Source organism: Bacteroidia bacterium (genome assembly GCA_019695265.1).
Classification (GTDB): domain Bacteria; phylum Bacteroidota; class Bacteroidia; order JAIBAJ01; family JAIBAJ01; genus JAIBAJ01.
Window position 1 is genome coordinate 1 of sequence record JAIBAJ010000181.1, and the last position, 3,937, is coordinate 3,937.

Sequence of the window (3,937 nt, forward strand, 5' to 3'; positions counted from 1 at the left end):
CGGCCGCTCCGGTCACCACGAGTGTTTGCTTCTTTTCAACCAAGGTTAATTGCCAAAAGGGATTCCTGCAAAGATGCAATTTTTTCGGGCGGGGCTACAACTCTTCTATTTTTTGCCACAGCAACCAGGATTTATCGAAGAAGTGGTGGTAGATATGGGCAAAAACCGGTTTTAGTTTTTCCTTTTTCGATACTTGCACATACCAGCCTTCCAACCATTTTACATCGGGGTTGTTGTAATCGGCTAATAGGTTCCATTTTTTGTCGAGCGTAGGATGGTTTTGCAATTGAAATTTCCAAACTGTGGCAATTAAAGTGCCCTGGTCCCTGGTTTTCCAGGCCGGGTCTTTAAATATTTCCATGGTAAGTTGATGCCAGGTTTCCAGAAAATCATAACTGCTATCGTCGAAAAGAAAAACACCGCCATTCCAATGTTGAAAATCTTTCTCTTTTACTGCTATGCCAAATTTTTGCTGAATTTGAAGAGCCAAATGGTCACATTCCACCCTCCAAACACTTCTCCCATCCCTGGTTCGGGGGTAAGGTTTCAGCCACGACCATTTCAACCCCAAAGCCTTGCAAATAGATTTTAAATTGGCGGTTCGCATAAAAGCCAGACCTTCCCTGTTCTTCCAGGTCTTTTCGGTGCGGTGATAAATAAGGTGAGGCTTTAACCGAAACGTAGAAAACGAACTAAGATAACGTATGCCGGTCCAAACCAATTGAACCGGATTTTTCTTCATTTGCCAATATTCCGATTCCAACTCTTTTCTCAGTTCCTTTACCTCTGCTGAAGCGGAGTTGCGGTAAGGATCTTGCCGGTCGAGCTCCAGGTTGATGGCCCGGTTTAATTCATCGGCTTCTTTTTGGCAATTGCACTGCACCGCCGAAGGACTAAACAAGCGCATTCGGCAATGATCGGGGGCAAAGCGAATAGGCGGAATAAATTCATTAAAAATCAAATCGCAATCCTCACTAATGGCAATAACATCCGAATCAAGGTAGCAATACCTTCGGCCTGGTGGTAAAAAACGATGCAATCCGGTTTTGAGGTAGATGCTAGCCTGGTGGTTATTAAAATGCGACGGGGTGGAAATATCCAATACCTGGGAATGAACAATGGGTTTGGTATTTCTGGAAGAGTCGGTCACCACCCAAATGTCCGAACGAGTTACTTTCTTCAGCTTTTCCAAAGAAAAGGCCAGAGTATCTATATGCTCATCCGACCCGCAAACAGCAAAAACAAAGCAAGATTTACTCATGGTTGCATCCAATTAATCCACCAATTTTCTAACACATAGATTTTCCAAAGTCTCCAATGATCCTTTTGCTGAAGCTTTTGTTCAATATACCGAGGTTGAATTACTTCTGACTTCACCAACAGTCCATTCCGGAGCTGTTCAGCATACAAGTCGTAATTCATATAAAAGGCGTCAGGCCCCACAAATCCTTGCTTTTTTCGCTCCAAAATGCTGTCTGGAACCCGATTGTTAAGCAAGGTTTTTAATATAGGTTTTTGAACACCTTCTTCCATAAAGCTATCCGGATGCAAGCCTAACATAAACTCCACCAAATGATGGTCCAGGAAAGGCACCCTTACTTCGAGGGAATTGGCCATCGAAGCCCTATCAACTTTGTTTAGCACCAACTCGGTCATAAACGTTTTTATATCCAGGTATTGCAACTGTTTCACCAGGGGTTGGTCGTCGGAAAGTTGGAACCGGTCAAAATGAGCAAACGGATCATCCGGAAGGGAATGTCGGTAATCGGGAGTTAATGCTTGGGACAATTCGTTCAGGTCAAATAAACCCATGCTCATGGCATGAATATAGTGGGATTTCACCATTCCGAACGATTTACCACCCAGCATGGCGGAAATTCTTTTCCAGGGCGATTCATAGTAAAAAGGGTTACCCTTGTTCCACCAATAACCTCCAAACAATTCATCGGCTCCTTCGCCCGAAACCACCGCTTTTACCTTTTCCACCGCAATTCGACTCACTTCAAAGGTAGGCAAGATGCTAATGTCGGCAATAGGATCGTCGTAGTGAAACATCAACTGCCTAACCTTATGCAAATCAATTTGTTTTGAAATATGCCTACTCATTGGCAATCCCAAATGATTAGCGACTAATTCGGCATATTTATCTTCCGAATCGGTCCAATTTTCAAAGCCGATGGAGAAGGTTTGAAACGAATTCCCTACTACGTCCCTGGCCAACACAGCCAAGGCTGAAGAATCAAAACCTCCACTTAAAAAACCACCTACCGGCACATCGCTGCGCAGGTGCTTTTCAACCGATTGGCTTAAGAGAAAGCGAGTATGTTCCACCACCTCTTTACGAGCAAGACGATGGTTGCTTAAAGTGGGTTTCCAATACTCATCCAAACGGGGTTTAAAGCTAAAGTCACTTTCTAGGTAAAACGCCGGTTGTAGTTTAAATACCTGCTCCCAAATGGTGTAAGGTGCCGGCACATAGCGATTGGCCAGGAACAAAGCTATACTTGTTTTTCGCACCCGAATGGATGAGGCCAAAGCCGGTAGAGCCAAAATACCTTTTACTTCCGATGAAAAGACTAGAAAATCGTTGGATTGGTAGTAAAACAGCGGTTTTATTCCAAACCTGTCCCTTGCAGCCAGCAATTGCTTGGTATGGGAATCGAACAGTACGAAAGCAAACATGCCTTCCAGCTTTTGCAAAATCGCTTTTCCCCAGTGGGCGTAGCCATTCAAGATAACCTCGGTATCGGTGTCGGTGGTAAAAGCCAGGCCTTGGGCTTGCAGTTCAGTCCGTATTTCACGAAAGTTATAAATTTCACCGTTGTACACCAAAACATACCTTCCATCGGCTGATTGCAGGGGTTGTTTGCCTTTCTCCGATAAATCAAAAAACGAAAGTCGGTTATGAAACAGGGCCACCCGATCATCTGAACTGCGGTACTGCCCGTGGTCGTCAGGACCCCGGTGTTTCAATACCTGCTCCAGGCCGGTTAAACCATCCGGCGAAATAGGAACTTGACTAAAAACGGCCGTAAACCCACACATACTTACTGTTTTCTTTTCTTCGAATTGAGGTAGTCCAAGGCAGACATCTTTTCAAGCTTCAAATCTACTCCAAACATCCGAAACACGTAATAAATGATGGTATTTACAACCATTGAAATTCCATGAAGAATGGTTTTATGGTAAATTTCGGCAAGTTCCCCACCCAAAATTAAACGACGAAAATTGAAGGCCAGAACCAACAGATGAAACAGAAAAAGATACAACCACCGCACATCCTGCTTCACCAAAACCCCAATAATGAGCATGGGCAACCACAATTGATAAAACAAATCGCTGAGGTAGAAAACCTGAAATGCTTGGCTAGGTAGTGGTGATAGCCCTTTTTGTATGGAATTATACTTCCAAACCAGGTAAATGGAATAGGACAGGGCAAATAAACTTCCATACCGATGAAAAAACAAAAGAAACAAGGTAAATAGCAGTATTTCCAGGGCCAATACAAGCTGTAAAATACGGTAGGTTTTGTTGGCTCCTACTACCAAGGGCAAGGTTTTGCGTCCGGAGTTAAAATCGGCTACGGCGTCTTTAATTTGATGCAGTACAATGTTACGGAACCCGATAAAAAACAAGGCAGCCAGCAAAAAATTAAACCAACTATGCACTTGCCAGGGTGCCTGAATAGCAAAGGTATGCATGGAAAGTGCCATTGGCCAAACATAAGCATAGGCCGTATCGAGCAGGCAAGCAGGCAATGGGAAACGTTTCAAACGCAACGGAGGGATTGAATACACCAAAAAGCTTCCGAGTTCTAAAGCTATCAAAATTAAACTCCATTCGTCGAAGGGTAAAACCAACCAAGGCAATAACATAACCGCCAGCGAAAGGCCAAAAAGCAAACCAACCACAGGAATTGAAACTCCTTTTAATTTAT

General features: G+C 43.7%; 3 protein-coding genes. All 3 read right to left on the minus strand.

Going from position 1 to position 3,937, the window contains the following annotated elements; genetic code table 11:
• Positions 1-94: 94 nt before the first annotated feature.
• Positions 95-1,261, minus strand: a complete 1,167-nt coding sequence (locus tag K1X82_15020) for a hypothetical protein (protein MBX7183421.1) — start codon at positions 1,259-1,261, stop codon at positions 95-97.
• Complete coding sequence (gene asnB, locus K1X82_15025) at positions 1,258-3,045, minus strand: asparagine synthase (glutamine-hydrolyzing) (protein MBX7183422.1); 1,788 nt, start codon at positions 3,043-3,045, stop codon at positions 1,258-1,260. Before asnB ends, K1X82_15020 begins: the two co-directional genes overlap by 4 nt.
• Positions 3,046-3,047: 2 nt before the next feature.
• On the minus strand, positions 3,048-3,937 hold an 890-nt coding region (locus K1X82_15030), incomplete at its 5' end, for a UbiA family prenyltransferase (protein MBX7183423.1).

Bases quoted from the DNA above. Each gene is read 5' to 3' on its own strand.
- K1X82_15020 (MBX7183421.1), bottom strand. From the start codon at position 1,261: ATGAGTAAATCTTGCTTTGTTTTTGCTGTTTGCGGGTCGGATGAGCAT.
- asnB (MBX7183422.1), bottom strand. From the start codon at position 3,045: ATGTGTGGGTTTACGGCCGTTTTTAGTCAAGTTCCTATTTCGCCGGAT.